We start from the raw sequence: 24,827 nt of genomic DNA, 5'->3' as shown, positions 1-24,827 counted from the left end.
CCCGCCCGATCACGGGGATCCGGCGGGCCGAGCATGTCTCCGGGGCGGGTCAGGCCGTCGTGCGGGACTCCGCGACGGAGGCGAGGAGCCCGTTGATGAAGCCCGCCGAGTCGTCGGTCGACAGCGACGTGGCGGCCTCGACGGCCTCCGAGATGGCGACGCCGTCGGGCACCGCGTCGTTGTGCAGGATCTCCCACACCCCGATCCGGAGGATCGCGCGGTCGACCAGCGGCATGCGCGAGAGTGTCCAGCCCTGGGCGAGCCGGGCGATCAGCTCGTCGATCTCGTCAGCGTGGTCGATGACCCCGTCGACGATCTCGCGGGCGTAGAGCCACGAGGCCTCACGGGCCGGCTCGTTCGCCGCTCGCTCGGCCTCGGCGCGCAGCGACTGGGCGAAGCTGATCTGCCGGACGTCGGCGTTGTAGAGGATGTCGAGGGCGCGCTTGCGCGCCTTCGTGCGAGCACTCACGGGAGGCCCGGCTCAGCTGACGCGGCCGAGGTAGTCGCCCGTGCGGGTGTCGACCTTGACCTTCGTGCCCTGCTCGAGGAAGAGCGGGACCTGGATCTGGTAGCCGGTCTCGACCGTCGCGGGCTTGGTGCCGCCGGTCGAGCGGTCGCCCTGGAGGCCCGGCTCCGTGTACGTGATCTCGAGGACGACCGAGGCGGGGAGGTCGATGTAGAGCGGGTCGCCGTCGTGCAGGGCGAGGGTCACGTTCTGGTTCTCGAGCATGAAGTTCGCCGCGTCGCCGACGACCGCCTCGGGGACGGTGATCTGGTCGTAGTCGCTGGTGTCCATGAACACGAAGTCCGCGCCGTCGCGGTAGAGGTACTGGAAGTCGCGGCGGTCGACGTTGGCCGTGTCGATCTTGGCGCCCGCGTTGAAGGTCTTGTCGACGACCTTGCCCGTGAGGACGTTCTTCATCTTGGTGCGGACGAAGGCGCCGCCCTTGCCCGGCTTGACGTGCTGGAAGTCGATGACGTTCCAGAGCTGGCCGTCGATGCTGAGGACGGTGCCGTTCTTGATGTCGGTGGTAGAGGCCATGCGAAGGGGGATCCGTTTCGGTGGAAGTCTGCGCCGGCGAGCCCGGTACGCGGGCGCGGCGATATCGGCCGGTCCGGCTGACCCGTCGAGTGTAGTCGACGCGGCCCCGTCGGCAGAGGAGTCTGGACGCCGCATGCGAATCGCCCCAACGGCGCCGCCCGGGCTCAGCCGAGTCGGACCTACGATCCGATCTCCTGGTACGCCGCGAACAGCAGCGACGTCTCCGGCCCCTGCAGGATGCTCGGGCGGGCGATGTCGTCGAGGACCACGAAGCGGAGCATCCCCGCGCGGGTCTTCTTGTCGCGCTGCATCGCGGCGAGGAGCGTCTCCCATCGTCCGAGCGGGTAGCTCGTCGGCAGGGTCAGCGATTCGAGGACCCGGCGCTGGCGGTCCACCACCGCGTCGCTGAGCGATCCGGTCAGGCGCGAGAGCTCCGCCGCGAACATCATCCCGACGGAGACGGCCGCGCCGTGGCGCCACTGGTAGCGCTCGGCGTGCTCGACCGCGTGCCCGAGGGTGTGCCCGTAGTTCAGGATCTCGCGCAGGCCCTTCTCGGTGAAGTCCTCGCCGACGACCCGCGCCTTGATCCCGATCGACAGCTCGACCAGGCTGCGGAACTCCTCCGACGTCGGGTCGGTGGCCAGGTCGATGTCGGACTCGATGATGTCGAGGATGCGCGGCTCGGCGATCATCCCGTACTTCACGATCTCGCCGAAGCCGGCGAGGATCTCGTTGCGCGGGAGGCTGGTCAGCACGTCGAGGTCGGCGACGACCGCCCGCGGCGCGTGGAAGGCGCCGACGAGGTTCTTGCCCTCGGCCGTGTTGATGCCGGTCTTCCCCCCGACGGCCGCGTCGACCATCCCGAGCACGGTGGTCGGCACCTGCACCAGGTCGACCCCGCGGAGCCAGGTGGCGGCGACGAAGCCGGCCAGGTCGGTGATCGCGCCGCCGCCGAAGCCGACGACCGCGTCCGTGCGGGTGAAGTCCGACTGCCCCATCACCTGCCAGCAGAAGGCCGCCACCTCCACGCGCTTCGCGGCCTCGGCGTCCGGGACCTCGGCGAGCAGCACTTCGTAGCGCTCGAGCAGGCTCTCGCGGATCTCGGCGGCGAGGACCGCGAGGGTCGGCGGGTGCACGATGAGCACCTTCGCGGCCCGGGGGCCGATCGCGTCGGCGAGGCCGTCGAGGAGTCCGCGCCCGACGTGGATGTCGTAGCCGTTCTCTCCGGCGACGGGGATGGCGGTGGTGCCGTCGTTCATGACTGTCTTCCGCTCGGGCGGCTCGTGGCCGCCGGGTCCGATGGTGCAGGGGTGGCGGAGGGGCGCTGCGCGCGCACCCACTCCGCGATCTCGGCGGCGATCAGGGTGATCGGCCGCCGGGAGGTGTCGACCACGGTGTCCGCGAGGGACTCGTAGACCGGGCGCCGCTCGTCGAAGATGCGGACCCAGTCGCCGACCCCGCCGCGCACCAGCGGGCGGGAGCCGGAGCCGAGCCGGTCGCGGACGGCCTCGGCCGTGGTGGTGAGGAGCACGACGGGCACGTCCGCGAGGTCGGCGCGCGTCGCGGGATCGAGCACCGCTCCCCCGCCGAGGCTCAGCACCACGTCGCGACGGACGGCGCGCTCGACGACACGGCGCTCCTCCCGGCGGAAGGCCGGCTCGCCGTGGGCGTCGAAGTAGGGGGCGATCGGGCCGTGGGTGCGCACGAACTCCGCGTCGGAGTCGACGAACCCGGCGCTCAGCGCCTTCGCGACCCGCTTGCCGATCGTCGTCTTGCCGGCGCCCATCGGGCCGATCAGGACGAGGCGGGCGCGGGCCGCGCCGGTATCGTGACCCGCCATCAGCGGGCCGCCGAGGACGCGGCCATCAGGCGAGCCCGAGACCCGGGTCGCTCGCGGCGGCCGTGCGGAGCTCGTCGGGGATGGCGGCGAGGTAGCCCTGCAGGTTGCGGCGGGTCTCGGTGACGCTGTCGCCGCCGAACTTCTCGAGCACGGCGTTCGCGAGCACCAGGGCGACCATCGCCTCCGCGACGACACCGGACGCCGGCACCGCGCAGACGTCGGAGCGCTGGTGGTGAGCGCCGGCTGCCTCGCCGGTGGCGACGTCGACGGTGCGCAGCGCGTGCGGCACGGTCGCGATCGGCTTCATGCCGGCGCGGACCCGCAGCACGGTCCCCGTGCTCATCCCGCCCTCGGTGCCGCCGGCCCGGTCGCTGGACCGGGAGATGCCGGCGGCGGACTGGAAGAGCTCGTCGTGCGCCTCCGAGCCGCGGCGGGTGGTGGTGAGGAAGCCGTCGCCGACCTCGACGCCCTTGATCGCCTGGATCCCCATCAGGGCCGCCGCGAGCTGGGAGTCGAGACGACGGTCCCAGTGCACGTAGGACCCGAGTCCGGGCGGGAGACCGTACGCGAGGACCTCGACCACGCCGCCGAGAGTGTCGCCGTCGTCGTGGGCGCGGTCCACCTCGGCGACCATGAGGGCGCTGGTCGCGGCGTCGTGGCAGCGCAGCGGATCCGCGTCCAGGGCGGCGACGTCGGCCGGGCCGGGCAGCGGCGAGCCCTCGGGCACGCGGACCGGCCCGATGGCGAGGGTGTGGCTGACGAGCGAGACGCCGAGCTCGCCGAGGAAGCGGCGGGCGACGGCGCCGAGGGCGACGCGGGCCGCGGTCTCGCGGGCGGAGGCGCGCTCGAGCACGTTGCGGGACTCGGGGAAGCCGTACTTCTGCATCCCGACGAGGTCGGCGTGGCCCGGGCGGGGCCGTGTGAGCGCGGCGCCGCGGCCCTTGGGCAGGCTCTCGGGGTCACGGGGCTCCGCCGACATGACGTCGACCCAGCGCGGCCACTCCGTGTTGCCGATGCGCAGGGCGATGGGGCTGCCCATCGTCGCTCCGTGCCGGACGCCGGAGGAGATCGTCAGCTCGTCCTGCTCGAAGTTCATCCGGGCTCCGCGGCCGTAGCCGAGCTTCCGGCGCGCCAGATCGGCGCGGATGTCGTCGAGGGAGACGGGGACGCCCGCCGGCAGTCCTTCGAGGACGGCGACGAGTTCGGGACCGTGGGATTCCCCGGCCGTGAGCCAACGGAGCATCCTCCGATTCTGGCACACGAGGTCAGTGCGCCGGACCCGCCGAGACGGCTCGGCGCATCGCCGCGAGCACCTCGTCCTCGCGATCGAGAGGCAGGACCGGGTCGCCGCCGACGAAGATCCGCACCTGCACGAGTGCCTGGTGGAGCAGCATCCCGAGCCCGGAGACGACCGGGGAGCCGCCCTGCTCCCAGCGCCGGGCGAGCGCGCTCGGCCACGGGGAGTACGCCACGTCGAACAGGGTTGAGCCCGCGACCGCCGCGTCGGGCACGTCGAGGCCGTCCGCCGCCCCGCCGGGGAGCGTCGAGATCACCAGTGGCGCTCCGGTGGACCAGTCGGCGAAGGAGCGGACCGAGAGCGGGACGCCGAGCGACTCCGCGAGCGGAGCGAGCTCGACGGCCCTCGACGCCGTCCGCAGGACGAGGTCGACCCGCGCCGCGCCGAGCTCGGCGGCGGCGGCCAGGGCGGAGGCGGCGGTCGCTCCCCCGCCGAGCACCTGGACGCGCTCCGCCGAGACGACGCCCGCCTCGGCGAGGGCGCGCACGATGCCCGCGACGTCGGTGTTGAACCCGCGGAGGCGGGGTGCCGGGCCGGAGCGGTCGACCAGCACGGTGTTGACCGCGCCGGTGACCCGGGCGACCGCGTCCTCCTCCGCCAGCAGCGGTCGCACCGCGTGCTTGAGCGGCATGGTCAGCGACAGTCCGTGCCAGGGCTCACCGGACACGACCTCGGAGAGGGTCGCCTCCGTCGTCTCGACGGCGCGGTAGCTCCAGTCGAGTCCGAGCACCCGGTAGGCGGCCGCGTGCAGCGCGGGCGACTTCGAGTGCGCGATCGGCGCGCCGAGGACCGCGAGGCGGTACCCGGCGGCCGTCACTGGTACTCCGGGTGGTCCCGCATCCAGGCCTGCCACTGGTCGACGGCCGCGTTGTGCTCGGCGTCGGTGGTGGAGTAGACCGTCTCGCCCGTCTCGAGGTTCACCGTGACGAAGTACATCCAGGTGCCGTCCGCGGGGTGCATGACCGCGTCGATCGCCACGTCGCCCGGGTTCGAGATCGGCGCGGGCGGCAGGCCGTCGCGCTGGTAGGTGTTGTAGACGTTGCCGGCGTCGTTCCGCTCGGCGTCCGTGGTCGAGACGCGGTCGGTCGCGCCGGTGCCGTACGCCACGGTCGCGTCCGACTGCAGGCGCCACCCCTGGTCGAGGCGGTTCTGGAACACGCGCGCGACCTTGGGGAAGTCCACGGCGACGCGGGCCTCGCGCTGCACGAGGGACGCGAACACCACGACGCGGTAGCGGTCGTCCGCCGGCACGCCGGCCTGGTCGAGCGACTGGTACATCCGGTCGACCAGCGTCTTCAGGATGTCGTGCGCCGGCGTCGACGGGTCGATGTCGTAGGTCGCGGGGAACAGGAACCCCTCGAGGCTCGTCGCCCCGGCCGGGAGCCCGAACGAGCCCCAGTCGGCGGCGGCCGCCTCGAGGTCCGTCAGCGCGACCCCGGTGCCGTCCGCGATGAGCGGCAGCGCCTCCTTGAGCGCCGTCCCCTCGGGGATGACGAAGGTGTTCGCGAGGCGCGTCGACTCGGAGTCGAGCAGCGCCGACAGTGCGGCCTTGGCGCTCATCTCGGCCTTGAGCGAGTACGCGCCGGGCTGGAAGACGGGCTCCGGGCTCTGGGCGAGGAGCAGGTCGTAGAAGGGGTCGTACGACTTGATGACCCCGTCCGAGACGAGGTTGTTGGCGATGTCGCTGCCGCCGTCGCCCTGGTGGATCGTGAACAGCACCTCGCTCGAGCCGGTGCCGGTGAAGTCGGTCGGCTCGGGCTCGGCGAACAGGCCGCGCACGGGCTCGAGGAAGATCGTGACTGCGATGGCGACGAGCGCGGCGAAGACGCCGAAGGCCAGAAGCCCGCCGATGAGCCCGCGGCGGCTGCGGCGCTTCCTCGCGCCGCCCGTCGCGCGAGCCGCGCGGCGACGCTTCGGGCGCGCGTCCGGGTCGAACGCGGCCGCGTCGTCGCGGCCGCGGGGCTCGGGCACGTCGGGCCCGGTGAAGAGGCGGCCCAGCGGATCGTGCGCCTCAGTCGGCGCGGGCTGCTGCTCCGGAGTCGGGTCGGGCGGAGTCGGCTGCGCCTGCTCGGCGGCGCGGGCGTCGCGGCGGCTCGGGGGGACGTCGGTCACGGGGAGGTCCTTCGTTCGGTTCGAGCAGGACTCCGGCCGGGGTGCCGGCCGAGCGCTCGGAATCGATGGCGTGCTGCAGGATCACCACGGCGGCGACCTGGTCGATCACGGCTCGGGAGCCGCGGGTGGTGCGTCCGGAGCGGTGCAGGGCGCTCTGAGCGGTGACCGTCGACAGCCGCTCGTCGACGAGCCGCACCGGAGCGGTGGGCACCGCCTCGGCGAGCAGTCGAGCGAATCCGCGCGCGTCCTCCGTCGAGGCCGTCTCGGCCCCCGACAGCGACAACGGCAGTCCGACGATGATCGCCTGGGCATCGTACTCGGCGGCGAGGTGAGCGATCCGGGAGACGTCCGAGGATCCGCCGTCAGTGCCCGCCCGCGCGACCGTCTCGACGGGCACCGCGAGCAGGCCGTCGGCGTCGCAGCGGGCGACCCCGATGCGGGCACGGCCCACATCGATGCCGAGCCGGACGCCGAACCGGCTCATTCAGCTGGTCGCTTCCTGCACCACGGCCTCGAGCGCCGCGCCGATGGCGGAGACGTCGGAGCCGCCGCCCTGGGCGAGGTCGTCCTTGCCGCCTCCGCCGCCACCGAGGATCCCGGCGGCGCGCCTGGCGAGCGCACCCGCGCGGCGGCCCTGGTCGCGGGCGGCCTGGTTGGTGGCGACGATCACCGCGGGCTTGCCCGAGACGTCGGCGGCGAGCGCGACGACGGCCGGCTCCTGGCCGAGCCGCTCGCGGACGGAGGTCACGAGGGAGCGCAGCTCGTCGGTCGATCCGGCGGAGCCGATGCTCTCGGCGACGACGGTCGTGCCGCCCACGGTGCGGCGGGTCGCGGCGAGGGCGGGCACCCGGTCGGCGAGGGCCTTGGCCTCGAACGCGGCGATCCGCTTCTCAGCGGCCTTGAGGCTCGCGACGAGCTCGCCGATCCGCTCGGGGAGCTGCTCGCGCGGGGTCTTCAGCGAGGACGAGATCGTGCTGACGAGGGCGCGCTCGGCGGCGAGCTCCTGGAAGGCCTCGCGGCCCACGAGCGACTCGACGCGGCGGTTGGTCGATCCGACCGAGGACTCGCTGACCAGGCTGATCACGCCGACCTCGGACGACCGCCCGACGTGGGTGCCCGCGCAGAGCTCGCGCGACCAGGGCCCGCCGATGTCGACCACGCGGACGACGTCGCCGTACTTCTCGCCGAAGAGGGCCATCGCGCCGAGCGCCTTCGCCTCGTCGATCGGGAGCTCGCGCGTGACGACCTCGAGGTTGTCACGGATCGCCGTGTTGGCGATCTCCTCGATCTCGCTGCGGGTCTCGAGCGAGAGGGCCTGGTTCCACGAGAAGTCCAGGCGCAGGTAGCCCGCCTTGTTGTAGGAGCCGGACTGGTGCGCCTGCGGACCGAGCACCTGGCGCAGCGCGGCGTGGATGAGGTGCGTGCCCGAGTGCGCCTGCGTGGCGCCCCGACGCCAGTCGCGGTCGACGACGGAGGTGGCGGCGTCGCCCACTCCGACCTCGCCGCTGGCGACCTGGACCTTGTGGCTGATGAGCCCCTTGACGGGCTTCTGCACGTCGAGGACCTCGAGATCGAAGCCGGAGCCGACGATGCGGCCGGCGTCGGCCTCCTGGCCGCCCGACTCCGCGTAGAGGCTGGTCGCCTCGAGGATCACCTCGGCGATGTCGCCCGCGACCGCCTTCGTGACGGAGTGCCCGCCGACGATGAGGCCGAGGATGCGCGTCTCGGTGTCGAGCACGTCGTAGCCGGTGAACAGCGTCTCGCCGTGGGCGCGGAAGTCGGCGTAGACCGAGAGATCGGCCAGCGCCGACTTCTTCGACTTCGCGTCAGCCTTCGCACGCGTGCGCTGCGCGGTCATGAGGGAGTCGAACGCCTCGCGGTCGACCGTCAGACCCGACTCCTCGGCGATCTCGAGGGTGAGGTCGATCGGGAACCCGAAGGTGTCGTGCAGGAGGAACGCGGTGTCGCCCGGCAGCGTCGGCGACTCGGCCTTCTTCGTCTTCAGGACCGCGAGGTCGAGGATCTCGGTGCCGGCCGCGAGGGTGCGCAGGAACGCCTCCTCCTCGCCGTAGGCGCTGGTCGAGAGGCGCTCGAACTCCGTGGACACCTCGGGGTAGGCCGACGCCATCGCGTCGCGCGAGGCGGCGAAGAGCTCGGGGAACGTCGCGGTGTCCACTCCGAGCAGGCGCATGGCGCGCACCGTGCGGCGCATCAGGCGGCGGAGGATGTAGCCGCGCCCCTCGTTGGACGGCGTCACGCCGTCCGACAGCAGCATCAGCGAGGAGCGCACGTGGTCGGCGATGACGCGCATGCGGACGTCGTCCTCGTGGACGGCTCCGTAGCGGCGGCCCGAGAGCTCGGCGGCGCGATCGAGGACCGGACGGACCTGGTCGATCTCGTACATGTTCTCGACGCCCTGCTTGAGGAAGGCGACGCGCTCGAGGCCCATGCCGGTGTCGATGTTCTTGCGCGGCAGCTCGCCGAGGATGTCGAAGTCGACCTTGCTCGTGCCCTCGCCGCGGAGGTACTGCATGAAGACGAGGTTCCAGATCTCGACGTAGCGGTCGTCGTCCGTCGCCGGGCCGCCGTCGATCCCGTAGGCGGGTCCACGGTCGAAGAAGATCTCGGAGCAGGGGCCCGCGGGGCCGGGCTGGCCGGTCGACCAGTAGTTGGTGTCCTTGTCCAGGCGCTGGATGCGCTCGTCCGGCAGTCCCGCGATCGTCTTCCAGAGCGCGATCGCCTCGTCGTCGTCCTTGTAGACGGTGACCCAGAGGTCCTTCTCGTCGAAGCCCAGTCCCCCGTCGCTCTCGGCGCCGGTGAGCAGCTCCCAGGCGTAGCCGATCGCCCCCTCCTTGAAGTAGTCGCCGAAGGAGAAGTTGCCGTTCATCTGGAAGAAGGTGCCGTGACGAGGCGTCTTGCCGACCTCCTCGATGTCGTTGGTGCGGATGCACTTCTGCACGCTGGTGGCACGCGGGTAGGGCGCGGGGACCACTCCGGTGAGGTAGGGCACGAACGGCACCATGCCGGCGACGGTGAAGAGGAGGCTCGGGTCCTCGCTCACGAGGGAGGCGGAGGGGACCACGGTGTGGCCGCGGCTCCCGAAGAAGTCGAGCCAGCGGTTGCGGATGTCTGCGGTCTGCATGGGTTCCGTTACGGTTCGGTCGGTGACGACGCGGATGTCGGGCGGCGGGGCGTCAGCCCTCGCCGATGGCGGCCTTCAGTTCGGCCTCGCGCTGGTGGTAGCCCTCGGAGACGGCCTCGCCGAGCTCCTTCGCGGTGCGGTTGATGTCGGCGAAGAGCCGGGCGCCCGCCTCGGTGCGCGAGACCTGGTGGGCGACCGCGAATCCGAGGCCGATCCCGATGACGATCAGGAGGATGTTCTTCACGGGGTGTCCTTCCACAGCGGCGGGGCGGGCGCGACGGCGCGACGACCCGTTCGATTCTAGGGCGCGGGCGCGGCGCTACTTCGAGCGCGGGCGCTTCGTGCGCTTCGCGGCGGAGCGGCCGACCGCGGCTCCGGCCTTGTCGGCCGTCCGTCCGGCGACGAGCACGGCGCGGACTCCGGCGGTGAAGCCGGCGAGCTTGATGAGCGGACCGCCGACGGTCGCGGCCGTGAGAGCGACGAGCGCGTTGACGTTGCCGGTGACCTCGGCGACGTCCTTGGTGATCGTGTCCACCCGCGCGAGCTGGTGGTTGGCCTCGCGGAGGGTGGAGGCCGACTCGTCGAGGATCGGCGTCAGGCCGTCGCTGGCCTGCTTGATGGCCTCGCTCGTGCTGTCGAAGACGCGCCCGAGCTTCCAGAGCGGGACGGCGGTGATCGCCACCAGGATCGCGAACACCCCCGCGGCGATGAGCCCTGCGATGTCTCCACCGGTCACGGTGACCTCCGTTCGATGCCGCCCAGCGCGGCACTCCAGCCTACCGACGGCCCGCGAGAGGGTCGGACGCGGGGACGGGCGCTCGGCTCGGGCGCGACGGCCGGATCGGGCGCAGCGCGGGACTCTCGGAGCGCGGCGGGCACTCCGGATCGCGACCCCGGGAACGGGAAAGGCCCCGGTGCGCACACCGGGGCCTTTCTCTGCGGGGCTGGACTCAGCGGGCCGCGTAGTACTCGACGACGAGCTGCACTTCGCAGGTCACGGGGACCTCGGCGCGCTTCGGGCGGCGCAGGAGCGTCGCCTGCAGCTTGTCGATCTCGACCTCGAGGTAGCCCGGGGTCTTGGGGAGGACGTCGACGTGTCCACCGGCGGCGGCGACCTGGAAGGGCTCGGTGCCCTCGGAGCGGGTCTTGACGTGGATGACCTGGCCCGGCTTCACGCGGAAGGAGGGGCGGTCGACCGTCTTGCCGTCCACCATGATGTGGCGGTGGGTGACGAACTGGCGGGCCTGCGCGGTGGTACGGGCGAAGCCCGAGCGCAGGACGAGGGCGTCGAGGCGCATCTCGAGGAGCTCGACCAGGTTCTCACCGGTCAGGCCCTGGGTGCGGCGCGCCTCCTGGAAGGCGATGCGGAGCTGCTTCTCGCGGATGCCGTACTGGGCGCGCAGACGCTGCTTCTCACGCAGGCGGACCGCGTAGTCGGAGTCGGCCTTGCGCTTCGAGCGGCCGTGCTCACCGGGAGCGTAGGGACGCTTCTCGAGGTAGCGGGCGGCCTTCGGGGTCAGGGGGATGCCGAGGGCGCGCGAGAGGCGCGTCTTCGAGCGGGTACGGGACGTGGTCGACACAGTGGTCCTTCCAAGGTCTGAGAGGTTCGGTCGCAGCTCTCGACCGCCGGCTCCGGGAGGAGGGCGGACGCCGCGGTCGTGTCCTCCGCGGGTGCGGGGGAAGGGTGACCGCAGTGGCGGGCTGCGCGATTCAGAGGGATGCGCTGCTCCGCTCGGCTACAGAGCGGTGGGCAACCTCGCAAGACTATCAGGCCACGGCCTCCCGTGCGGGTCGCGCGAGCTCGCGGTCGGCGCGGTCAGCCCCGGTCGCCGCGGATGATGCGCAGGAGCTTCGCCAGTCGTGCGGAGACGTCGCGCTCGTTGCCGTGCTCGGTGGGCCGGTAGTACCGCGCGCCCTGGAGCGGGTCCGGGAGGTACTGCTGCTCGAGGACGCCGAGGTCGGCGTCGTGCGGGTACCGGTAGCCCTTCCCGTGGCCGAGCTTCTTGGCGCCGGGGTAGTGCGCGTCGCGCAGGTGCGCCGGCACCCGACCCGCGCGGCCCGCGCGCACGTCCGCGATGGCCGCGTCGATGGCGGAGTAGGACGCGTTCGACTTCGGGGCGGTCGCCAGGTGCACGACCGCCTGGGCGAGCGGGATGCGCCCCTCCGGCATGCCGATGAACTGCACGGCGTCGGCCGCGGCGATCGCGACGACGAGCGCCTGCGGGTCGGCCATGCCGATGTCCTCGGACGCGGAGACGATGATGCGGCGGGCGATGAACCGCGGATCCTCCCCCGCCTCGATCATCCGGGCCAGGTAGTGCAGCGCCGCGTCGACGTCCGAGCCCCGGATGGACTTGATGAAGGCGCTGATGACGTCGTAGTGCTCGTCGCCGTTGCGGTCGTAGCGCAGCAGGGCGCGGTCGACGGCGCGCGCGACGACCTCGGTCGTGATCACGGGGAGCGCGGGCTCCTCGGCGGCGGCCTCGACGGGAGCGCCCTCGTCGTCCTCGTCCTCCTCGTCCGGGTCCTCCGCGGCGGCGGCGCGGGCGACCCGGTCGGCCTCGCGGGCCTCCGAGCGGGCGGAGGTGGCGGCGGCCTCGAGCGCGGTCAGCGCCCGCCGGGCGTCTCCGGAGGCGAGCCGCACGATGCTCGCCCGGGCCTCCTCCTCCAGCGTCACCGAGTCGCGCAGACCCCGCTCGTCGTGCAGGGCGCGGTCGACCAGGACGCCCAGGTCGTCGTCGCTGAGCGGCTCGAGGGTCAGCAGGAGCGAGCGCGAGAGCAGCGGCGCGATCACCGAGAACGAGGGGTTCTCGGTCGTGGCCGCGATGAGGATGACCCACCCGTTCTCGACCCCGGGCAGCAGTGCGTCCTGCTGCGCCTTGGTGAAGCGGTGGATCTCGTCGAGGAAGAGCACGGTGGACGTGCCGTAGAGGTCGCGGGTGGAGAGTGCCTCCTCCATCACCTGCCGCACGTCCTTCACGCCCGCCGTGACGGCGGAGAGCTCGACGAAGCGGCGGCCGCTGGAGTGGGCCACCGCCTGCGCGAGCGTGGTCTTGCCCGTGCCGGGAGGGCCCCAGAGGATCACGGACACCGCCCCCCGCTCCCCCGTCGTGTCGGCGGCGAGGGCGACCAGGGGCGAGCCGGGCGTCAGGAGGTGGCGCTGGCCGGCGACCTCCTCGAGGCTGCGCGGCCGCATCCGCACGGCGAGCGGAGTCGCCCCGGAGCGGAGTCCGGCCTGCTGCATGGTCATGCCCTCAGCGTAACGACGGCCTCCGACAGAGCCCCGGCCCGACTGCCCGGCGCGACGGAGCGGCGTTTGTCGCGCCTCCGGCGGTTCTCGTAGGCTCGACGCGGCCTGCGTGCGCGGGCCGCCGCGCCGAAGCCGCGCGGACGAGGACGTCGGAGGATCACGTGGCCCAGGGCAAGTCGAACGACCGCGAGGCGCGCACCCGGCTCCGGGCCTACCAGGCCCGTCAGAGCCTCCACCGCTCGAGGCAGAAGCGGCGCGTGCGCGACAACGTGATCGCGGCGATCGCCGCCGTCGTCGTGATCGGGCTCGCCGTCGTCGCACAGATCCTCTACTTCTCCGGCGGCCCCGGCACCCCGGTCGCCGAGCCGACCTCCTCCTCCGCGACCCCGACACCCGAGGCGACGGGGTCGAACACCGGCGACGTCCCCTCCTCCGACATCGCCGAGGGCCGCGACTGGACGGGCACGCTCACGATCGGGGAGGACCCGCTGGGCATCACGCTCGCCGGCGCCGCCGCCCCGCAGGCGGTGTCCTCCTTCATCTCGCTGACGCGGTCCGGCTTCTACGACGGCGTCTCCTGCCACCGCCTCACCACGGAGGGCCTCTACGTCCTCCAGTGCGGCGACCCGGACGGCGACGGCACCGGCGGACCGGGCTACAGCTACGGTCCCGTCGAGAACGCGCCCGAGGACGGCGTCTACCCGGCCGGGACCATCGCGATGGCCCGCCAGGGCGGCAACGGCTACAGCCAGGGCAGCCAGTTCTTCGTCGTCTACCAGGACACGACCCTGCCCGCCGACGCGGCCGGCGGGTACACCGTGCTCGGGCAGGTCACCTCGGGACTCGACGCCCTCGTCAGCGACGTCGTGTCGAAGGGCACGGCCGACGGATCGGGTGACGGCGCCCCCGCCGAGCCCGTGACCATCACCTCCGTCTCCGTCGAGTAGCCGCACCCGCGGCGTCGTCACGGTCCGCCCGCGCGGGGAGTGCAATAGGCTTGTCGTCACTGCCCGTTCGCGGCCGAGCGCGGTCTTCGGCCCTCCGGCCGTCGAGCCCCACCGGCCGACGACGCGACGGGCACCGAGAAGCACGACATCGAACAGCAAGGTGAGGCTCCGAGCGATGAGTGACCAGCAGCCGTGGGGACGGGTCGGCGACGACGGGACGGTCTACGTCCGCGTCGGCGACGGGGAGCGAGAGGTCGGCCAGTACCCCGATGCGACTCCCGAGGAGGCGCTCGCCTACTACGAGCGCAAGTACACGGAGCTCGCCGGGCAGGTCTCCCTGCTCGAGCAGCGCGCCAAGCGGGGCGCACCCGCCGGAGACGTCGCCCGCACGGTGCAGTCGCTGTCCGCGGCCATCGCGCAGGCGAACGCGGTCGGCGACCTCGAGTCGCTGCAGACCCGGGTCGACGCGCTGAGCGGCTCCGTCGAGGATCTGACCGAGCAGCAGGCGGCCGAGTCGAAGGCCGCGCTGTCCGAGGCACTCGCCTACCGCGAGGCCATCGTCGCTGAGGCCGAGGCCCTGGCGGCTGTCGACCCGGCGAAGACGCAGTGGAAGCAGGCCAGCGCCGCGATCGACGACCTCTTCGCCCGCTGGCAGAACCACCAGCAGCAGGGTCCGCGCCTGCCCAAGAACGACGCGAACGAGCTGTGGCGCCGGTTCCGCGGAGCGCGCACCACGATCGAGCAGAACCGCAAGGCGTTCTTCGCCGACCTCGACTCCGCGCACCGCGAGGCCAAGCAGGCCAAGCAGGCGCTCATCGACCAGGCCGAGGCGCTGGTGCCGCAGGGCGCCGATGCCATCCCGGACTACCGCGCGCTCCTGGAGCGCTGGCGGGTCGCAGGCCGCGCAGGCAAGCGGTTCGACGACGCGCTCTGGGCGCGCTTCAAGGCCGCCGGCGACGCGATCTACGGCGCCAAGGCCGAGATCGTCGCGCAGGAGAGCGTCGAGTACACCGAGAACCTCGACCTCAAGCTCGCCCTCCTCGAGGAGGCGGAGCCGCTCCTGCAGGAGCAGGACCGCGAGAAGGCCAAGCGGGTGCTGCTCTCGATCCAGGAGCGCTGGGACGCCGTCGGCCGCGTGCCGCGCGAGCAGGTGCGCACCGTCGAGGACCGCCTCCGCAAGGTCGAGGCACACGTCCGCAAGCTCGACGAGGAGCACTGGAACCGCAGCAACCCGGAGCGCAAGGCCCGCTCCGAGGGTCTCGCCTCGCAGCTGACCGCCGCGATCCAGAAGCTCCAGGACGAGCTCGACGAGGCGAAGGCGCGCGGCGACCGCGACGCGATCGCCCAGGCTCAGGAGGCGCTCGACGCCCGCAAGGTCTGGCTCGACGCGATCGGCTAGACCCGCGCCGGCGGATCCCTCCACAGATCCGCTCGCGACGCTCCGGAGGGGAGGCGCATCGGCCAGCATGGCCGGATGCGCCTCCCCTCCGTGCTCCTCCCCGGGCACCTCCCTCTCGCGGAGCTGTGCGCCGCCCGCCTCGACGGCGAGCTGGTCGCGCTCGACGAGGGCTTCCTCGTCGCGGACCTGCCCCTGGGGGCGTCCGAGCGGGCCGCCTCCCTGCGCTCGTTGCTCCCCCGCGGCGCCGTCGCCGATCGTCTCTCCGCCGCATGGGTGCACGGGGCGACGCACGGCCCGCCGCCGGTGCACAGCGCCTCGATCGACCGGCGGAAGCGCCGACAGGCGCCGTCGAACCCCCGCCTGCGCTGCCACGAGGTCCTGCTCGACGAGGACGACGTCGTCCTCCTCGGCGGCGCGCCGGTCACGTCGCCTGCTCGCACGCTGATCGACCTCGCCCGGACGGAGGACGCGGGCGCGATCCTCCGGGCGCTCTCTCGGAGCACCCGGACCGGCCTCGACGCCGTCCTCGCGAGGCTGGAGGAGGGCAGCGCCGTCGCCGGACGGAGGATCGTCGGACGACGGCTGCGGGCGGCGCTCGGCGAGGCGCCGCCCGGGGATCAGCCCGCGTTCACCCGGTAGACGTCGTAGACGGCGTCGATCCGGCGCACGGCGTTCAGCACGCGGTCCAGGTGGGTGGTGTCGCCCATCTCGAAGACGAACCGGCTGATCGCCAGCCGGTCGCTCGAGGTGGAGACCGTCGCCGAGAGGATGTTGACGTGGTGCTCCGAGAGCACGCGCGTCACGTCGCTCAGCAGGCCCGAGCGGTCCAGCGCCTCGACCTGGATCTGCACGAGGAAGATGCTCTTGGAGGACGGCGCCCACTCGACGTCGACGATCCGCTCCGGCTCCTTCAGCAGCTCCTGCACGTTGTGGCAGTTCGCCTGGTGCACGGAGACGCCGGCTCCCCGCGTCACGAATCCGACGATCTGATCGCCCGGAACCGGAGTGCAGCACTTCGCGAGCTTCACGAGGATGTCCGGCGCGCCCTTCACGAGGACGCCCGACTCGCTGCTCCGGCTCCGCGGCCGGGGCGAGCGAGGGAGGGTGACCTCGTTCTCGTCCGACTCCGGATCGCCCTGGATGGAGGAGACGACCTTCTCGAGCACCGACTGGGTCGAGACGTGGCCCTCGCCGACGGCCGCGTAGAGCGCCTCGACGTCGTTGTAGCGCAGCTGGCTGGCCACCTCGGTGAAGGTGTCCTGGCTCATCAGCTTCTGCAGCGGCAGGTTCTGCTTCCGCATCGCCCGGGCGATGGAGTCCTTGCCCTGCTCGATCGCCTCGTCGCGCCGCTCCTTGGTGAACCACTGCCGGATCTTGTTGCGGGCCCGGGGGCTCTGCACGAAGTGGAGCCAGTCCTGGCTCGGTCCCGAGTCGGGGTTCTTCGAGGTGAAGACCTCGACCACGTCGCCCGTCGTCAGAGCCGACTCCAGCGGCACGAGGCGCCCGTTGACCTTGGCGCCCATCGTCCGGTGCCCGACCTCGGTGTGCACCGCGTAGGCGAAGTCGACCGGGGTCGCACCGGTCGGCAGGCCGATCACGCGTCCCTTCGGGGTGAAGACGTAGACCTCCTTGGCGCCGATTTCGAAGCGGAGGGAGTCGAGGAACTCGTTCGGGTCGGTGGTCTCCGACTGCCAGTCCGAGAGGTGCGCGAGCCAGGCGAGGTCGGTGTCGTTCGATCCGGAGGTGGGCACCTTGCCGGTGGCCATCTGCTCCTTGTACTTCCAGTGCGCCGCGATGCCGAACTCCGCGTGCTGGTGCATCTCGTTGGTGCGGATCTGGATCTCGACCGCGCGGCCCTTCGGCCCGACGACCGTCGTGTGCAGCGACTGGTAGAGGTTGAACTTCGGAGTGGCGATGTAGTCCTTGAACCGGCCCGGCATCGGCGTCCAGCGGGCGTGGATCGAGCCGAGCACGGCGTAGCAGTCGCGCACCGAGTTCACGAGGACGCGGATGCCGACCAGGTCGTAGATCTCGTCGAACTCGCGACCGCGGACGACCATCTTCTGGTAGATCGAGTAGTACTGCTTCGGCCGGCCGACGACGCGACCGCGGATCCGCCCGGCCCGCAGGTCCTCGCTGATCAGGTCGATGACGTTCTGCACGAACTCCTCGCGCTGCGGCGTCCGCCGCTTCACCAGGCTCTCGATCTCGTTGTAGATCTTGGGGTAGAGCACCGCGAAGGACAGGTCCTCGAGCTCCCACTTGATGGCCTGGATGCCGAGGCGGTGCGCCAGCGGCGCGTAGATCTCGAGGGTCTCGGTGGCCTTGCGGGCCGCGGACTCGGCGGGGACGAAGCCCCAGGTCCGCGCGTTGTGAAGGCGGTCGGCGAGCTTGATGATCAGGACGCGGATGTCCTTCGACATCGCCACGATCATCTTGCGGACGGTCTCGGCCTGCGCGCTGTCGCCGTACTTGACCTTGTCGAGCTTGGTGACGCCGTCGACGAGCATCGCGACCTCGTCGCCGAAGTCCGCGCGGAGCTCGTCGAGCTGGTAGTCGGTGTCCTCGACGGTGTCGTGCAGCAGCGCGGCGGCGATCGTCTTCGAGCCGATGCCGAGGTCGGCGAGGATCTGCGCGACGGCCAGCGGATGAGTGATGTAGGGCTCGCCGCTGCGGCGCTTCTGGTTCGCGTGCGCCCGCTCCGCGACCGAGTACGCGCGCTCGATCAGCGCGATGTCGCTCTTCGGATGGTGCATCCGGACGGTGCGGACGAGGGTGTCGACAGCACCGGAGGGCTGCGCGCGCGAGAAGATCCGCGGGACCAGTCTGCGCAGGGCAGCGGTCGAGGACGTCGTCGTCGTTTCCGTCACGCGAGGATCTCCATCGCCCCATTATCGCCCGTGCGGACGGCGCCGATGACCGTTCCGCCCGGGGCGGACGGCGCCGGCGTCAGCCGATGCGTCCCGGGCGCCCCTCGCCGTCGACCACGTCGCCGCCCGCCGCGGCCCAGGCGGTCATGCCGGCGTCGACGTTGGCGACCTCGTAGCCGGCGCCGTCGAGGGCCTGCGTCACCATCGCGGAGCGGACTCCGGAGTGGCAGACCACCAGGATCGCCGTGTCGGCCGGGAGCTCGTCCTGCCGGGCGCCGATCTCCCCCATCGGGATGTGGTGGGCGGCCGGAGCATGCCCCGCCGCCCACTCGTGCGGCTCCCGGACGTCGAGCAGCCAGACCTCGTCGCGCTCGACGAGTCCGACGGCGTCGGCCGCCGTGACCTGTGCGTAGTCGGCCACGGCTCAGCCCTGCACGGCCGGCGCGGCCGGCGCGGTCGCCTTCGCCCGGGCCGACTCCACGCGCTTGTCGTGCTTGGAGATCTCGGGCTCCCGGCTGCGCAGCTGGGCGTACAGCGGCGCCGCGACGAAGATCGTCGAGTACGTGCCGACGATGATGCCGATCAGCAGGGCGAGCGAGATGTCGCGGAGCGTGCCCGCGCCGAGGACGAACGCACCGATCACGAGGATCGCGGCCACCGGGAGGGCGGCGACGATCGAGGTGTTGATGGAGCGCACGAGAGTCTGGTTCTCGGCCAGGTTCACCGTCTCGGAGAAGGTGCGGGTCGTGCTGCCGAGCGCCTCCACGGTGTTCTCGCGGATCTTGTCGAAGACCACGACCGTGTCGTAGAGCGAGTAGCCGAGGATCGTCAGCAGTCCGATCACCGCCGCCGGCGACACCTCGGTGCCGGTGATGCCGTAGACGCCCGCCACGATCACGAGGTCGTGCAGGAGCGCGACGATCGCCGCGAGCGACATCTTCCAGGTGCGGAAGTACGCCCACATGGCCAGGGCCGCGAGGACCACGAAGATCACCAGGCCGCGCAGGGCCTGCTGGGTCACGTCGTTGCCCCACGCCGCTCCGATGAAGGAGGAGGCGACCTGGTCGGTGGGCACGTCGTAGGCCTCCGACAGGGCGTTCCGCACCGCGGTCGACTCGTCGGTCGAGAGCTGGCCGGTCTGCACGCGGATGGAGTCGTCGCCGACGATGGACACGCGCGGCACGGTCTCCGGAGCGACCGAGGTGACCGCGTCCGTCGCCGTCGCCTGCTCGAGGCTCGACGGCGAGGACACCGTGAACTGCGAGCCGCCGGTGAACTCGATGCCGAAGTTGAAGCCGCCGCGGGCGACCGTACCGAGCAGCGTGATCAGGATCAGGGCGAGCGAGACGAGGTACCACGTGCGGCGCCGGCCGACGAAGTCGATCGATCGCGCACCGGTGTAGAGGTCGTTTCCGAACTGCGAGAAGCTGGCCATCACGCGTCCTTCCCGTTCGAGTCGTTGGAGTCGCGCAGGCCGGCCGCCTCGGCGGCCTTCCGCTCGGCGATGGTCTGGCGCTTGGCCGCCTCACGGGACGCGGAGGCGCGCTTGCCGGCGACCACCTGGTCCTGCGGACGGAAGGCGGCACGGCCGCGGTAGACGGCCCCGAGCGCCCGGGGATCCAGGCCCGACGCCTTGTGCCCCTCGGCGAAGAACGGTCTCGTGGCCATCAGCTGCAGGATCGGGTGGGTGAACAGCGCCACCACGATCAGGTCGATGATCGTCGTGATCCCGAGGGTGAGCGCGAAGCCGCGGACACTGCCGACGGCGAGGAGGAAGAGGACCACCGCGGCGAGCAGGTTCACCATGTCGGACGCGAAGATCGTGCGCAGCGCGCGCCGCCAGCCGGACTCGACGGCGGACTCGAGGCCGCGTCCGTCGCGCAGTTCGTCGCGGATGCGCTCGAAGTACACGATGAACGAGTCGGCCGTGATGCCGATCGCGACGATGAGACCCGCGACTCCTGCGAGCGAGAGGCGCAGTCCCTCCCGCCAGGACAGCAGCGTGACGACGAGGTAGGTGACGATCGCCGCGACGAGCAGCGAGGCGATCGTGACGGCTCCGAGCACGCGGTACTGCGCGATGGAGTAGACGATGACGAGGATCAGGCCGATGAGGCCGGCGAGCAGGCCGCTGGCGAGCTGGGCGGAGCCGAGCGTCGCCGAGATGCTGTCCGAGCTCTGGACCTGGAAGCCGATCGGCAGCGCGCCGTACTTGAGCTGGTCGGCGAGCGTCTTCGACGACTCCTGGGTGAAGGAGCCCGAGATCTGCGCGTTGCCGTCGGTGATGGCGGCGTTCGTCGACGGGGCCGAGATGACCCGGCCGTCGAGGACGATCGCGAACTGGTTCTGCGCACCCTGCAGCGCCACGAGGCGCGAGGTCACGTCGCCGAAGGCCTGCGTGCCCTGGTCGTCGAACGAGAGGTTGACGGCCCAGGTGCCGGTGCTGGCGCCGGAGGAAGTCGTCATCAGGCCGTTCGAGGCGTCCGAGATGTCCTCGCCGGTGATCTCCACCGGGCCGAGGACGTACTTCACCGTCCCGCTGTCGTCGCAGGTGATGAGCGGCTGGTCGGCCGGGGCGAGGTTCGGGTCCTGGCCGTTGAGGTACGCGCAGTCGAACGAGGTGTACTGGGCCTCGAGCGCCGGCGTGAGGTAGGCGAGGTCGCTCGCGTTCGTCGGCGAGGCGGTCGGCTCCGTCGAGAGCGACGGGTCGACGGGTGTCGGCGTGGGCGAGGACGTCGCGTCGCCGCCGACCGAGCTGTTGGTGGCCTGGCTCGCGACGAGGACCGGGCGGAAGTCGAGCTTCGCCGAGGCCTCGATGCGCTGGAGCGTCTCGTCGTCGGGCGTGCCGGGGATCGAGACGACGATGTTGCTCGAGCCCTGGGTCGTGATCTCGGCCTCGGAGACGCCGGACGCGTCGATGCGCTGGCGGATGATCGAGACGGCCTGCGTCAGCTGCTCCGACGAGACGGTGTCGCCGTCGTTCAGCTGCGGCTGCAGGACGATCTGCGTGCCGCCCTCGAGGTCGAGGGCGAGCTTCGGCGTCCAGGAGCCGCCGCCCCAGAGGACGGCCGCCGTGTTGAGTCCGACGAGAGCGAGGATCAGGACACCGAGCCAGCTCAGGGAGCGGCGGGCCTTCCGGACGGGGGTTGATGCGGCCACCCAGGGCTCAGCTTTCTCTTCGGTCGACGGTGATCGGCCCGGGGACGCCCGGGCGTGGAGAAGGGCGGGCGGGCGCCGATGCGCCCGGCCCGCCCAGGAGACTACTGCGCGTCGGGGCGGCGGTCGCGCTCGACCGGGTCCACCAGCGGGTCGCGGTGCGCGGAGTCGCGCTCGCCGAACTCGGGCGAGCCGGTCGCGGTCAGCGGGTCGGCCTCGTCCTCGGTCTCGACGACGACGGCGTTCTCGCTCGGGTCGATGAGCCGGGCGATCGCCTGACGGTGGATGGTCAGCAGCGTGCCGGGGGTCGACTCGATGACGATCTTGTTCGCCTCGTCGTCGATCGACACGACGGTGCCGAAGAGGCCGGAGCCGGTCATCAGCTCCACCCCCGGCTGGAGGTTGTTCTTCATGCTCTCCGCGTCGCGCTGGCGCTTCTTGTTGTTGCGGAACATGAAGATGATCATCACGGCGAGCAGCAGGACGAGCAGGATGATCGTCGGATCCATGGGTGGGCCTTCCGGAGTGGATGGGCGATCCGCCGCGCGGCCTCAGGTCGAGGCGGAGCGGATCGAGCGGCCCGTCGGGCCTAGAGAATCATAGATCATCGGGGAACAGGGGCGGCTGAGCCGCCGTCCCCCGGGGGTCGATGCCGAAGTGGCGGTAGGCGGCGGGGGTCGCCACGCGGCCGCGCGGCGTCCGGGTCAGCAATCCGATCCGCACGAGGAACGGCTCGACGACGGCCTCGACCGTCTCCGCCTCCTCCCCCACCGACACGGCGAGGGTGTTCAGGCCGACCGGCCCCCCGTCGAAGCGGGTCAGCACGATCTCCATCACCGCGCGGTCGAGCCGGTCGAGTCCGAGCGCGTCGACGTCGTAGAGCTCCAGCGCCGCGCGGACGGCGGTCACGTCGGCCCGTCCGCCGTGGACCAGGGCGAAGTCCCGCACCCGCCGGAGCAGGCGGTTGGCGATGCGCGGGGTGCCTCGGCAGCGGCCGGCGATCTCGGCGATCGCGTCCGCGTCGATGTCGAGCTCGAGCAGCCGTGCCGCCCGGGCGAGCACCTGCCGCAGCTCGTCCTCCGCGTAGAACTCGAGGTGCGCGGTGAAGCCGAAGCGGTCGCGGAGCGGATTGGGCAGCAGGCCGGAGCGGGTCGTGGCGCCGACGAGCGTGAACGGGGCGAGATCCAGCGGGACGGACGTCGCTCCCGCCCCCTTGCCGACCATGATGTCGATCCTGAAGTCCTCCATCGCGAGGTAGAGCATCTCCTCCGCGGAGCGCGCCATGCGGTGGATCTCGTCGATGAAGAGGATCTCGCCGGGCAGCAGCGAGGAGAGGACGGCGGCGAGGTCGCCCGCGTGCTGGATCGCGGGGCCGCTGGAGAGCCGCAGGGACGAGGAGCTCTCCTCCGCCACGATCATCGCGAGGGTCGTCTTGCCGAGACCGGGCGGGCCCGCCAGCAGGATGTGGTCCGGGGTCCGGCCCTGCATGGCCGCGGCCTTGAGCAGCAGCTCGAGCTGGCCGCGCACCTTGCGCTGGCCGACGAACTCGCTGAGGTTCCTGGGCCGCAGGGCGCCCTCGAAGGCGACCTCGGCCTCCGATGCGACCTCGGCGCCCAGCACCTCGTCGCTCACGAGCGGGCCGCCGGACCGAGGCGGGCGAGGGCGAGCCGGAGCAGCGCCTGCACGTTCGCGGCGTCGGAGGCCTGCGCGTCGAGCAGGATCTCGTCGACCACATCGGCCGCGGTGCGCTCGGGCCAGCCCAGGCCGACGAGCGCCGCGAGCACGTTCTGCGCGGCGGTGGCGGCGGGACCGGAGCCGCGGGCGGCGCGCGGACGGACGGTCACCTTGCCGGCGAGCGACAGGATGATCAGCTTGGCCGTCTTCGGGCCGATGCCGCTGACCTTCCGGAACACCCCGTCGTCCTCGTCGGCGACCGCCTGCGCGATCCGGTCCGGCTCGACCGCGCCGAGCACGCCGAGGGCGGACTTCGGGCCGACGCCGGTCACGCCGATCAGCAGCTCGAAGATCTCGAGCTGCTCCTCGTCGGGGAAGCCGTAGAGGGTGAGCGAGTCCTCGCGGACGACGAGCACGGTGCTGACCGTGGTCTCGTCGCCGACGCGCATCTCGAGCGCGTGGTGCGGGGTCACGTTCACCGCGTAGCCGACGCCGTGGACGTCGAGGACGGCGAGACTCCCGCGGGCGGAGAGGACGGTGCCGCGGAGGGAGGAGATCACTGCGTCAGTCTAGATGCTCGAACAGGCGTTCGACTCGCGGCCTCGGCGGCGCGCCACGCCCGCTGCGCTGCTGTGCCGCCCGCCGCTCCGTCGGCACCGGCTCCCGCCGACCCGGAGGAGGGCGCGAGAGGGGCCCGCCAGGCGTGGCAGACGGCCAGGGCGAGAGCGTCGGCCGCGTCGGCCGGCCGAGGCGGGGCGTCGAGCCGGAGGACGCGCTGGATCATCGCGGTGACCTGGCGCTTGTCCGCGGCTCCGTAGCCGGTGACGGCGGCCTTCACCTCGCTCGGCGTGTGCATCCCGACCGGGAGCCCGCGCCGGGCCGCCGCGACGAGGGCGACGCCGCTGATCTGCGCGATGCCCATCACGGTGCTGACGTTGTTCTGCGCGAAGACCCGCTCGATCGCGACGGCGTCGGGGCGGTGCTCGTCGAGCAGCGCCTCGAGTCCGTCGCCCAGGGCCAGCAGGCGGCGCTCCAGCGCGTCGTCGGGCGGTGTCCGGAGGACCGTCACGTGCACGAGAGTCGCGCGGCGGTCGCGCGAGACGTCGACGATGCCGACGCCGCAGCGGGTGAGCCCGGGGTCGATCCCGAGGACGCGCATCAGGCCGCCCCTCGGGATCGGGTCGGGCTCACCGCGTCACTCCTCGTTCTCGAGCTCGGCGCGCACCTCGGCCGTGATGTCGAGGTTGGTGTAGACGTTCTGCACGTCGTCCGAGTCCTCGAGCGCGTCGATCAGGCGGAAGACCTTGCGGGCCGTCTCGGCGTCGGCCTCGACCTGGAGGGAGGCGACGAACTCGATGTCGGCGGAGTCGTAGTCGATGCCCGCCTCCTGCAGGGCCGAGCGGGCCGGGACGAGCTCGCTCGGCTCGACGCGGACCTCGAAGCTCTCGCCGTGGTCGAGCACGTCGTCGACACCGAAGTCGAGGACCGCGCCGAGCACGTCGTCCTCGGTGACGCTCTCTCCGTGGGGCACGGAGATGACGCCCTTGCGCGCGAAGTTGTAGGCGACGCTGCCCGGGTCGGCCATGGTGCCGCCGTTGCGGGTCATCGCGGTGCGGACGTCCGCCGCGGCGCGGTTCTTGTTGTCGGTGAGGCACTCGACGAGCAGGGCGATGCCGTTGGGGCCGTAGGCCTCGTACATGATCGTCGTGTAGTCGATGACCTCGCCGGTGAGGCCGGCGCCGCGCTTGATCGCGCGGTCGATGTTGTCGTTCGGCACCGAGGTCTTCTTCGCCTTCTGCACGGCGTCGACGAGCGTCGGGTTGCCGGAGAGGTCGGCGCCGCCGATCTTGGCGGCCACCTCGATGTTCTTGATCAGCTTGGCGAAGGACTTCGCGCGGCGCGAGTCCTTGATCGCCTTCTGGTGCTTGGTCGTGGCCCACTTGGAATGCCCGGACACGGTGCTCCCTCGGAAATCTCGTTTCGTGCGGCCCCCGAGGGCGCCGCTGATGGCAGGGGCCAGTCTATTCGAGAGCCGGTCCGCGCCCGTCTCGGCCCGAGCACCGAGCCTTCCGCGCCCGTCTCGCCGGCGACGAGCCGC

24 protein-coding genes and 1 pseudogene are annotated in these 24,827 nt (G+C 72.0%); 3 read left to right on the top strand and 22 right to left on the bottom strand.

Annotation, left to right across the window (positions count from 1 at the left end):
- Positions 1 to 49: 49 nt before the first annotated feature.
- The 13 genes and pseudogenes from nusB to C5C56_RS00825 form a co-directional block, all read right to left on the bottom strand.
- Entirely contained in the window at positions 50 to 469 is a 420-nt protein-coding gene (gene nusB / locus C5C56_RS00885) for a transcription antitermination factor NusB (RefSeq protein ID WP_104224751.1), read from the bottom strand.
- Between the two features lie 12 nt (positions 470 to 481).
- The gene (efp, locus tag C5C56_RS00880; RefSeq protein ID WP_068210208.1) at positions 482 to 1,042 is read right to left on the bottom strand and encodes an elongation factor P; all 561 of its coding nucleotides are present in this window, start codon (positions 1,040 to 1,042) and stop codon (positions 482 to 484) included.
- A 179-nt stretch (positions 1,043 to 1,221) separates the two neighbouring features.
- A complete protein-coding gene (aroB, locus tag C5C56_RS00875) occupies positions 1,222 to 2,301 on the bottom strand; it encodes a 3-dehydroquinate synthase (RefSeq protein WP_104225324.1) in 1,080 nt (359 codons plus the stop codon).
- Positions 2,298 to 2,882 carry a shikimate kinase gene (locus C5C56_RS00870; protein WP_104225325.1) on the bottom strand — a complete coding sequence of 195 codons (585 nt, stop codon included), beginning with the start codon at positions 2,880 to 2,882 and terminating at the stop codon, positions 2,298 to 2,300. Before C5C56_RS00870 ends, aroB begins: the two co-directional genes overlap by 4 nt.
- Before the next feature lie 25 nt (positions 2,883 to 2,907).
- Positions 2,908 to 4,125, bottom strand: coding sequence for a chorismate synthase (aroC, locus tag C5C56_RS00865; protein ID WP_104246778.1), 1,218 nt, complete (start codon positions 4,123 to 4,125; stop codon positions 2,908 to 2,910).
- Positions 4,126 to 4,147: 22 nt separating this feature from the next.
- The gene (locus C5C56_RS00860; protein ID WP_258059240.1) at positions 4,148 to 4,996 is read right to left on the bottom strand and encodes a shikimate dehydrogenase; all 849 of its coding nucleotides are present in this window, start codon (positions 4,994 to 4,996) and stop codon (positions 4,148 to 4,150) included.
- Positions 4,993 to 6,291: an endolytic transglycosylase MltG gene (mltG, locus tag C5C56_RS00855; protein ID WP_104318976.1), complete on the bottom strand. Its 1,299-nt coding sequence runs from the start codon at positions 6,289 to 6,291 to the stop codon at positions 4,993 to 4,995. Before mltG ends, C5C56_RS00860 begins: the two co-directional genes overlap by 4 nt.
- A 10-nt stretch (positions 6,292 to 6,301) precedes the next feature.
- Positions 6,302 to 6,775, bottom strand: a pseudogene (ruvX, locus tag C5C56_RS00850) (Holliday junction resolvase RuvX); the annotation flags it as partial.
- Positions 6,776 to 9,433 carry an alanine--tRNA ligase gene (alaS, locus tag C5C56_RS00845; RefSeq protein WP_104261517.1) on the bottom strand — a complete coding sequence of 886 codons (2,658 nt, stop codon included), beginning with the start codon at positions 9,431 to 9,433 and terminating at the stop codon, positions 6,776 to 6,778.
- A 52-nt stretch (positions 9,434 to 9,485) separates the two neighbouring features.
- Complete coding sequence (locus tag C5C56_RS00840; RefSeq protein ID WP_104225329.1) at positions 9,486 to 9,677, bottom strand: hypothetical protein; 192 nt, start codon at positions 9,675 to 9,677, stop codon at positions 9,486 to 9,488.
- A 75-nt stretch (positions 9,678 to 9,752) separates the two neighbouring features.
- Positions 9,753 to 10,169: a DUF948 domain-containing protein gene (locus C5C56_RS00835; RefSeq protein ID WP_104224759.1), complete on the bottom strand. Its 417-nt coding sequence runs from the start codon at positions 10,167 to 10,169 to the stop codon at positions 9,753 to 9,755.
- A gap of 214 nt (positions 10,170 to 10,383) precedes the next feature.
- Positions 10,384 to 11,013, bottom strand: a complete 630-nt coding sequence (gene rpsD / locus C5C56_RS00830; RefSeq protein ID WP_068210518.1) for a 30S ribosomal protein S4 — start codon at positions 11,011 to 11,013, stop codon at positions 10,384 to 10,386.
- Between the two features lie 236 nt (positions 11,014 to 11,249).
- The gene (locus C5C56_RS00825; protein WP_104225330.1) at positions 11,250 to 12,683 is read right to left on the bottom strand and encodes a replication-associated recombination protein A; all 1,434 of its coding nucleotides are present in this window, start codon (positions 12,681 to 12,683) and stop codon (positions 11,250 to 11,252) included.
- Between the two features lie 161 nt (positions 12,684 to 12,844).
- Between C5C56_RS00825 and C5C56_RS00820 the strand changes: the two genes are divergently transcribed.
- From C5C56_RS00820 to C5C56_RS00810, 3 genes are all read left to right on the top strand, one after another.
- Positions 12,845 to 13,630: a peptidylprolyl isomerase gene (locus C5C56_RS00820; protein WP_104318975.1), complete on the top strand. Its 786-nt coding sequence runs from the start codon at positions 12,845 to 12,847 to the stop codon at positions 13,628 to 13,630.
- A gap of 175 nt (positions 13,631 to 13,805) precedes the next feature.
- On the top strand, positions 13,806 to 15,029 hold the full coding sequence (locus C5C56_RS00815) for a DUF349 domain-containing protein (RefSeq protein WP_104224762.1): 1,224 nt from the start codon (positions 13,806 to 13,808) through the stop codon (positions 15,027 to 15,029).
- Positions 15,030 to 15,104: 75 nt separating this feature from the next.
- Positions 15,105 to 15,668 carry a type IV toxin-antitoxin system AbiEi family antitoxin gene (locus tag C5C56_RS00810; protein WP_104225333.1) on the top strand — a complete coding sequence of 188 codons (564 nt, stop codon included), beginning with the start codon at positions 15,105 to 15,107 and terminating at the stop codon, positions 15,666 to 15,668.
- Here C5C56_RS00810 and C5C56_RS00805 read toward each other — a convergent pair.
- From C5C56_RS00805 to C5C56_RS00765, 9 genes are all read right to left on the bottom strand, one after another.
- Positions 15,647 to 17,899: a bifunctional (p)ppGpp synthetase/guanosine-3',5'-bis(diphosphate) 3'-pyrophosphohydrolase gene (locus C5C56_RS00805; RefSeq protein WP_104225334.1), complete on the bottom strand. Its 2,253-nt coding sequence runs from the start codon at positions 17,897 to 17,899 to the stop codon at positions 15,647 to 15,649. The two genes, C5C56_RS00810 and C5C56_RS00805, sit on opposite strands and share 22 nt — an antisense overlap.
- 79 nt (positions 17,900 to 17,978) lie before the next feature.
- Positions 17,979 to 18,320, bottom strand: coding sequence for a rhodanese-like domain-containing protein (locus C5C56_RS00800; protein ID WP_104224765.1), 342 nt, complete (start codon positions 18,318 to 18,320; stop codon positions 17,979 to 17,981).
- Between the two features lie 3 nt (positions 18,321 to 18,323).
- Complete coding sequence (gene secF / locus C5C56_RS00795; RefSeq protein WP_104233316.1) at positions 18,324 to 19,334, bottom strand: protein translocase subunit SecF; 1,011 nt, start codon at positions 19,332 to 19,334, stop codon at positions 18,324 to 18,326.
- A complete protein-coding gene (secD, locus tag C5C56_RS00790; RefSeq protein WP_104318974.1) occupies positions 19,334 to 21,058 on the bottom strand; it encodes a protein translocase subunit SecD in 1,725 nt (574 codons plus the stop codon). The genes secF and secD overlap by 1 nt, the downstream gene beginning before the upstream one ends.
- A 101-nt stretch (positions 21,059 to 21,159) precedes the next feature.
- Entirely contained in the window at positions 21,160 to 21,564 is a 405-nt protein-coding gene (yajC, locus tag C5C56_RS00785; protein ID WP_104233318.1) for a preprotein translocase subunit YajC, read from the bottom strand.
- 88 nt (positions 21,565 to 21,652) lie between these two features.
- Entirely contained in the window at positions 21,653 to 22,687 is a 1,035-nt protein-coding gene (gene ruvB, locus C5C56_RS00780) for a Holliday junction branch migration DNA helicase RuvB (protein WP_104318973.1), read from the bottom strand.
- Positions 22,684 to 23,289 carry a Holliday junction branch migration protein RuvA gene (ruvA, locus tag C5C56_RS00775; RefSeq protein ID WP_104233320.1) on the bottom strand — a complete coding sequence of 202 codons (606 nt, stop codon included), beginning with the start codon at positions 23,287 to 23,289 and terminating at the stop codon, positions 22,684 to 22,686. The genes ruvB and ruvA overlap by 4 nt, the downstream gene beginning before the upstream one ends.
- On the bottom strand, positions 23,286 to 23,888 hold the full coding sequence (gene ruvC / locus C5C56_RS00770; RefSeq protein ID WP_104318972.1) for a crossover junction endodeoxyribonuclease RuvC: 603 nt from the start codon (positions 23,886 to 23,888) through the stop codon (positions 23,286 to 23,288). Before ruvC ends, ruvA begins: the two co-directional genes overlap by 4 nt.
- 36 nt (positions 23,889 to 23,924) lie before the next feature.
- Positions 23,925 to 24,686, bottom strand: coding sequence for a YebC/PmpR family DNA-binding transcriptional regulator (locus tag C5C56_RS00765; protein WP_104224772.1), 762 nt, complete (start codon positions 24,684 to 24,686; stop codon positions 23,925 to 23,927).
- Between the last annotated feature and the right edge of the window lie 141 nt (positions 24,687 to 24,827).

The organism is Rathayibacter sp. AY1D1 (genome assembly GCF_002932635.1).
Taxonomy (GTDB): domain Bacteria; phylum Actinomycetota; class Actinomycetes; order Actinomycetales; family Microbacteriaceae; genus Rathayibacter.
The sequence above is the reverse complement of the archived record's forward strand: the minus strand, read 5'-3'. Positions and strand labels throughout refer to the sequence as shown.

Bases quoted from the DNA above. Each gene is read 5' to 3' on its own strand.
- efp (WP_068210208.1), bottom strand. From the start codon at position 1,042: ATGGCCTCTACCACCGACATCAAGAACGGCACCGTCCTCAGCATCGAC.
- aroB (WP_104225324.1), bottom strand. From the start codon at position 2,301: ATGAACGACGGCACCACCGCCATCCCCGTCGCCGGAGAGAACGGCTAC.
- C5C56_RS00870 (WP_104225325.1), bottom strand. From the start codon at position 2,882: ATGGCGGGTCACGATACCGGCGCGGCCCGCGCCCGCCTCGTCCTGATC.
- aroC (WP_104246778.1), bottom strand. From the start codon at position 4,125: ATGCTCCGTTGGCTCACGGCCGGGGAATCCCACGGTCCCGAACTCGTC.
- alaS (WP_104261517.1), bottom strand. From the start codon at position 9,433: ATGCAGACCGCAGACATCCGCAACCGCTGGCTCGACTTCTTCGGGAGC.
- C5C56_RS00825 (WP_104225330.1), bottom strand. From the start codon at position 12,683: ATGACCATGCAGCAGGCCGGACTCCGCTCCGGGGCGACTCCGCTCGCC.
- C5C56_RS00815 (WP_104224762.1), top strand. From the start codon at position 13,806: ATGAGTGACCAGCAGCCGTGGGGACGGGTCGGCGACGACGGGACGGTC.
- C5C56_RS00810 (WP_104225333.1), top strand. From the start codon at position 15,105: ATGCGCCTCCCCTCCGTGCTCCTCCCCGGGCACCTCCCTCTCGCGGAG.
- secF (WP_104233316.1), bottom strand. From the start codon at position 19,334: ATGGCCAGCTTCTCGCAGTTCGGAAACGACCTCTACACCGGTGCGCGA.
- yajC (WP_104233318.1), bottom strand. From the start codon at position 21,564: ATGGATCCGACGATCATCCTGCTCGTCCTGCTGCTCGCCGTGATGATC.
- ruvC (WP_104318972.1), bottom strand. From the start codon at position 23,888: ATGCGCGTCCTCGGGATCGACCCCGGGCTCACCCGCTGCGGCGTCGGC.